Annotated in this window: 6 protein-coding genes; all 6 read right to left on the bottom strand. The window is 46.4% G+C overall.

The genetic code is table 11. The features are described 5' to 3' along the window. A partial coding sequence (istA, locus tag WMO25_RS01575; RefSeq protein WP_349083665.1) for an IS21 family transposase occupies positions 1–989 on the bottom strand: 989 nt, incomplete at its 3' end. A gap of 137 nt (positions 990–1,126) precedes the next feature. Then, complete coding sequence (locus WMO25_RS01570; RefSeq protein WP_349083663.1) at positions 1,127–1,726, bottom strand: nucleotidyltransferase family protein; 600 nt, start codon at positions 1,724–1,726, stop codon at positions 1,127–1,129. After that, positions 1,719–2,462, bottom strand: coding sequence for a selenium cofactor biosynthesis protein YqeC (yqeC, locus tag WMO25_RS01565; RefSeq protein ID WP_349083660.1), 744 nt, complete (start codon positions 2,460–2,462; stop codon positions 1,719–1,721). The genes WMO25_RS01570 and yqeC overlap by 8 nt, the downstream gene beginning before the upstream one ends. Then, positions 2,462–4,792 carry a xanthine dehydrogenase family protein molybdopterin-binding subunit gene (locus WMO25_RS01560; RefSeq protein ID WP_015514013.1) on the bottom strand — a complete coding sequence of 777 codons (2,331 nt, stop codon included), beginning with the start codon at positions 4,790–4,792 and terminating at the stop codon, positions 2,462–2,464. The genes yqeC and WMO25_RS01560 overlap by 1 nt, the downstream gene beginning before the upstream one ends. Beyond that, positions 4,789–5,247, bottom strand: coding sequence for a (2Fe-2S)-binding protein (locus WMO25_RS01555; protein ID WP_015514012.1), 459 nt, complete (start codon positions 5,245–5,247; stop codon positions 4,789–4,791). Before WMO25_RS01555 ends, WMO25_RS01560 begins: the two co-directional genes overlap by 4 nt. Continuing rightward, entirely contained in the window at positions 5,241–6,062 is an 822-nt protein-coding gene (locus WMO25_RS01550; RefSeq protein WP_349083656.1) for an FAD binding domain-containing protein, read from the bottom strand. Before WMO25_RS01550 ends, WMO25_RS01555 begins: the two co-directional genes overlap by 7 nt. Between the last annotated feature and the right edge of the window lie 5 nt (positions 6,063–6,067).

Genomic DNA, 6,067 nt, shown 5'->3' with positions numbered 1-6,067 from the left:
CTTGTTGAATAAAAATGTTTTCCATCCATGCAGACTTTTCCATAACCATCTGCCTTCAGCCATTCATATCTGCATACATTAAAAGGTTTAGGTGGCAGCATCAGCAACGCTTTGCGGTCTTCCTCAAAGAGTTCACAGATTGGAACCTGTTTTTTATAGTGAAGCTCAGAAGCTTTCCGCTCATGCTTTAAAAGCAGCTTATGATTATACTGGACAACATCTGAAAAGTGCGGAACAGGCACAAAGAGGTTTGCCCTGTTATAATCCACCTTACGTTCCACATTTCCCTTTTCCCATCCGGAGTAAGGGTTACAGAACCGGACACGGAAGTGGTAATGGGCACGAAAACGGGAAAAAAGTTCTGCTTCGTGGATCACATCACCGATCCTGCGTCCAACACCAGTGGCATTATCAAAGATCAGCAGTGGAGGTACACCTCCAATGAACTCAAAAATATCAACCAGCCCCTGGCAGACGCATTCAGCCGTTTCACCGCCGAATACCTGACTGTATCCATCGTTGCTGTAAGGGAATGATAAGGTAAGATATTTCTTCCTGATCAGCTTTCCACTTTCATAGAAATCAGCTTCTCCAAAATCAACCTGGGCGGGGCCGGGATCCCATACCAGTTCAAGGTTTGCTTTTTCTGTCTGAACGGAGCGGCACTTTTTCAGATAGCGCTGGACAACACTGTAGCTGCCTGTATATCCCTGTTCTTCAACCAGGCGTTCATATATCCGCTGTGCAGTGTGATGTTGTTTGCGCCAGTGTTTTTTATCCTCATCAAGCCACTCCTGGATAACAGGCTTAAAAGGATCCAACTTGGATGGTTGCGTCTGGACAACCGGCGGTACCGGAGAGAAGTCCTCCTGAGAAAGATATTTGCGGATCGTTTTAGGATCAGCACCAGTTTTCTTTGAAATTTCACTGATTCGGTATCCACAATTACTTAAATCTTTGATATGATTAATCTGGGACATAGTGTACATCTTCCTTTCCTCCTTTGAATAGATTGGTCTCTACACAAAGGATATCTGTATTGTGAAGGGGATACAATATGTCCCGCCTTTTTTGAGGAAAATCCCTTGCCGATTTCAGGGATTTTTGACGCTTTTTTCTGGTAATTTTAGTGTATCATAAACACTCCCCCTTTTACCTTCTCATAACCCTCAGGCGTATCAACATCCACGCCCTGTCTGATATTGTCAATGGGCACATAGCAGACTCGATCCGGATGATTGCGTATGATGGTCCGTCCGCCATGGTCTCCTGTCAAAGCCAGTAATTCTGCTTTAAAAGCAGCCGGGAAATAAACCGGCTGCCCCGGACGGCTGCCATACCTTGGCACCACAATATGTGCTGCATCCGCATATTCCAGCAATTTTCCAATGGTATCCGATTTCAGCCAGGGCATATCGCCATTAAAAAACATCCATCCTGCCGATTGTGACGTTTTCTGTACCCCCAACACAACCGAATGGCTTTGTCCTATCTCAGGGCTGTCATTATCCACCGCCTGAAAGCCATTTCCAACTGCCAGCTGTGCAATGCTGTCAAATCCCGTCACAACAACCGTCTGCTCAAATTCCACCTGTCTGACCGCATCAAAAACATGTGCGATCATCGCTTTGCCTTCCACAGGCAGCAATAACTTATTGCACCCCATTCTTTTTGAAAAACCGGATGCCAATATTACAGCCGTTATCCCCGCTGTCGGATTATTCATTCTCCAGACACCCCGCAATCCATCCGTCTATGACACCTGATGTCACAGCAGCTTCGGCAATCTTCTTTGCAGACTGATAAAGCTGCGGATCATTTACTCGATTAAGTACCAGCCATCTGCTGCCAAGACTATGCCCAAAAAGGCCATTTTCTGCTGTAATCAGCTGCAAGTAGGCTTTCTCTGTCATCACATCACTGGGTTCTAACCCTGTTATTGCAGTAAATTTCTCCATGCGATGCACCTTTGTCACATCAAGAATCTCTCCCAGACAATGCATCGGCAAAATACCAATGGTGGCTTCTGTTGCCGGAAGAATGACCGGTTCATCTTCTCTCCAGCCCTTTAAGGGCTTTCGGTTGGATCCGTCTGCTTCTATCAAAAGCAGATCACTTTCTTCCAGTGCCTGCCCTAACATCTGCTCGCCCAGATCCCAGATTTTGCCTGACGGCAGAATATGTTCCGTATAAAAACAAACAGGAGCCGCCTGCCTCTTCGCATCTCCCTGCCCGTCAGACGACACAACAGCCGGAGGACAGCCTTTATATTCCCACTGTCCATCCGGAAGACACATTTTTGTTGAAGCAGCAACTCCCACTTGATATAATCTGGCATAATGCATGGCCGCCTGACGGATCAATGTTGTTTTGCCGCCGGAACCGACGACTGAAAACACCCTGCAGCCATGCCTATACAGCGGATCCAGCAATTCTTCAACATGAATCCGATACTCTTTCATTATTTCCGTTTCTCCAGTTCGTTCTTCATCATACCCATCTTGACCTTTTCAGGTGTGATCGGCAGTGATGTGACACGTACACCGCAGGCATTATAAACAGCTTCTGCAATGGCCGGTCCCGGTGTATTGATAACAATTTCACCGATGGACTTTGCTCCGTAAGGTCCTGTTGGTTCATAACTGGATTCAAATTCAACACGGATCTTCTTCACATCCACACGATTCGGGATCTTATACTGCATAAAGGAATCTGTCATCATACGACCTTTGGCATCATACTGAACGTCCTCATACATGGCCAGACCGATACCCTGACAGATACCGCCCTCTGTCTGTCCGCGGACAATATTGCTGTTGATGATCGTACCGCAGTCAACAACACCCACATAATCTACAATGTCAAACTTACCTGTTTCTTTGTCCAGTTCGATCTCAACAAAACCAGCCATCAAAGGCGGCGGTGACACTGGACTTGAATAAAAACCTGTGCCGTTTAAATAATTACCATCGCTTGTGCCGGCACAATGCACGGCTATATCATGAAGGGCTATTGTCTTGCCCGTTGACACTTCCATCACTCTGCTGCCGTCAAAGTAAAATTTTTTCGGATTCACCTTGTCTGTCTCATCAAGAAAACGTTCCGGATACATCATCTTCGCTCCGGCAGTGATAATCTTGTTCTTCAGGTCACAGGCTGCATTATAAACAGCCATACCTGTCACATAGGTTGTGCTGGAGGCATAAGATCCTGGGTCAAAAGGTGAAATATCTGTATCTACACCTGCAACAATAAACTGATCAATGTCAGCCAGCAGCGTTTCAGCCGCAATCTGGGTCATAGATGTATCACATCCGGTTCCCATATCCGTTGCACCAATCTTCAGTGTATAGAAGCCATCATCATTGAGCTTGATCTCAGCACCGGCTGTATCTACATTTGAAATACCCGAACCCTGCATGGAAATAGACATACCGACAGCTCTGACTTTTGTCGGACTAATCTCTTTGCATGGATATTTCTCGTCCCATCCGATCATGTCCCGACCACGCTGGATACAACGATCCAATGCACTGCTGTTAAGGGGTTCATTGTAATAAGCCGGCATGATTTCGCCCATACGCAGCATATTCTTCTCTCGAAGCAGCAATGGATCCATATTCAGCATATGTGCCAGTTTATTCACAGTGGATTCCAGTGCAAACTGCCCCTGTGTCGCACCATAGCCCCTGAATGCAGCCGCAGGCATCATGTTCGTGTAAACACCGCGGTATTTGAATCGATGGGCTCTCGCCTGATTGTACAGAGGGATTGCTTTATGACCGGACAGACCAATGGTCGTTGTACCATGTTCGCCGTAAGCACCCTGGTTAGACAATGTATCCAACTCAATCACATGGATATTGCCCTCTTTATCTGCGCCGACACGGACTTTGATGCACATCTGATGACGGCTGTTGGAACAGGAAAATGTCTCTTTTCTGGAATAGATCATCTTCGCTGCCTTGCCGGTCTTCAAAGTCACAATCGCCGGGTAATATTCGGAAACAATGGTCTGTTTGGCTCCAAAACCACCGCCGATTCGAGGCTTCACAACACGGATTCTGGACTGTGGAATCTGAAGTGCTCTGGCAAGGGATCTTCTGACATGGAAAGGCACCTGCGTTGAAGATACCACAACAAGACGATTCATATGATCCAGATAAGTATAAGTTCTGAAAGACTCCATCATACACTGTTCCTGAGCCTGAACTTCATATTCGCCCTCTGCGATGACTTCGCTCTCAGCAAATTCCTTCTCCACATCCCCGTGCTCTTCCACGCCGTCAACAACAATATTACGCTTATTGTCCGCATTGAAGCTTGGAATATGCATGAAATAATCATCATAATTATGCACAATCGTTGGATTATCCACAGCTTTTTTATAATCCAGGACCGGCTCAAGGACTTCATATTCAACCTTGATCATCTTCAGTGCCTGTTGGGCTGCTTTCTCATTGTTGGCAGCCACTAATGCCACTTCATCACCCACATAACGAACATATTCATCCAGGATCAGGCGGTCATAAGCCGAGCATTCCGGATAAGTCTGTCCGGCATTGGTAAATCTCACATGTGGGACATCCTTGTACGTCAGAACACATTCAACACCCTTAACCAGCATTGCTTTGCTTGTATCGATGGATTTGATCCTTGCGTAAGCATAAGGGCTCCTGAGGGCCAGAACTATCAGACACTCATTCGGAGCCAGGTCATTGGTATAAAGAGGCTTGCCTTTGATGATCGGCATACCATCCAGTTTCTTTACAGGCTGGCTGACATATCTCATGCTTCTACCTCCTCATCCACATACTGTCTGATGGCACGCATCTGTCCCATATATCCGGTACATCTGCAGAGATTGCCCTCCAAATAGTGACGAATCTCATCATCTGTCGGATGATCCAGTTCTTTCTTCATGGCAACGACATTCATAATGAGTCCCGGACTGCAGAAACCGCACTGCTCTGCGCCTTCGCCCACCAGATACTTACCGAAAGCTTCCGCTTCATCCTGAATACCTTCCAGTGTCGTCACATGTCGTTCATTCACTCTGGCTGCCGGAACAGAACAGGACAGCACCGGTTTGCCGTCCAGCCATACGGTACAAAGACCGCAGTTGGTCGTATCACAGCCGCATTTGACACTCTTGCAGCCAGCATCTCTGAGTACCTCCAAAAGCATGGCATCAGGCTGGCAATGCACTTTTCTCTTTTCTCCATTGATAAAAATATGAACTAGCATGCCATCACCTCCCTGACTGCCTTACCTAAGAGCACTTTGCCAAGAATACGTCTGTACTCTGCGCTTGCCCGCATATTACTTGTAAACGTCACTTCACTGACGAGGATTTCTCCTGCTTCTTGAATAACAGCTTCAACATCTTCCGCTTTCAATGCATTCTGTGACAATTTGTCACTCAGAAAAGCCGCTGTCTTCTCCGCCCTGATGGCTTTCGGTCCTCTGGCTCCCACAGTCACAATCCACTGTCCTGCTTCTGTCCTGCTGGCTGCAAGATTCAGAATAGGGAAATCCCCTCTGGAATTGCGAAACATCTGATAAGAGGACTTCCGTCCGTCTTTCTTGATCACGATTTTCTCAATGATCTCCTTTTCATAAGGCATCGTCATAAATGTCTCCAGCGAAACGCTTCCTCTCTTGTAGAGTACGACAGATGTATCCAACGCCAAAAGCGGTGTCAGAAAATCCGAAAAACCAAAACGGCCGTAGACAGAACCGCCCACTGTCACCGTATTTCTAAACTGTGTACCGATAATAGAAGAAACTGAGTCGGCGATCACACCGTTAAAATATTTCTTCAGAATATCACAGGTTTCCACACTGCGATAAGAAGTCATGGCCCCAATCTCTATCTGTTCGTCATCTTCTCTAATGTAATCAAGACCACATTTTGTCAGATCAACTGCGATATTAATTCTTTTTTTCCCTAATCGTAACCATGCACATCCGCCAAGGATCTGATTGCCTTTTCTGGATTTCAGTATTGTATAGGCCTCGTCCAGTGTCTCAGGCATGGCATATTCTCTGATAGTAAACATGTTCT

Source organism: Coprococcus intestinihominis (genome assembly GCF_040096555.1).
Taxonomy (GTDB): Bacteria; Bacillota; Clostridia; order Lachnospirales; family Lachnospiraceae; genus Coprococcus_A; species Coprococcus_A intestinihominis.
This window is presented reverse-complemented; position numbering and strand designations above follow the sequence as displayed.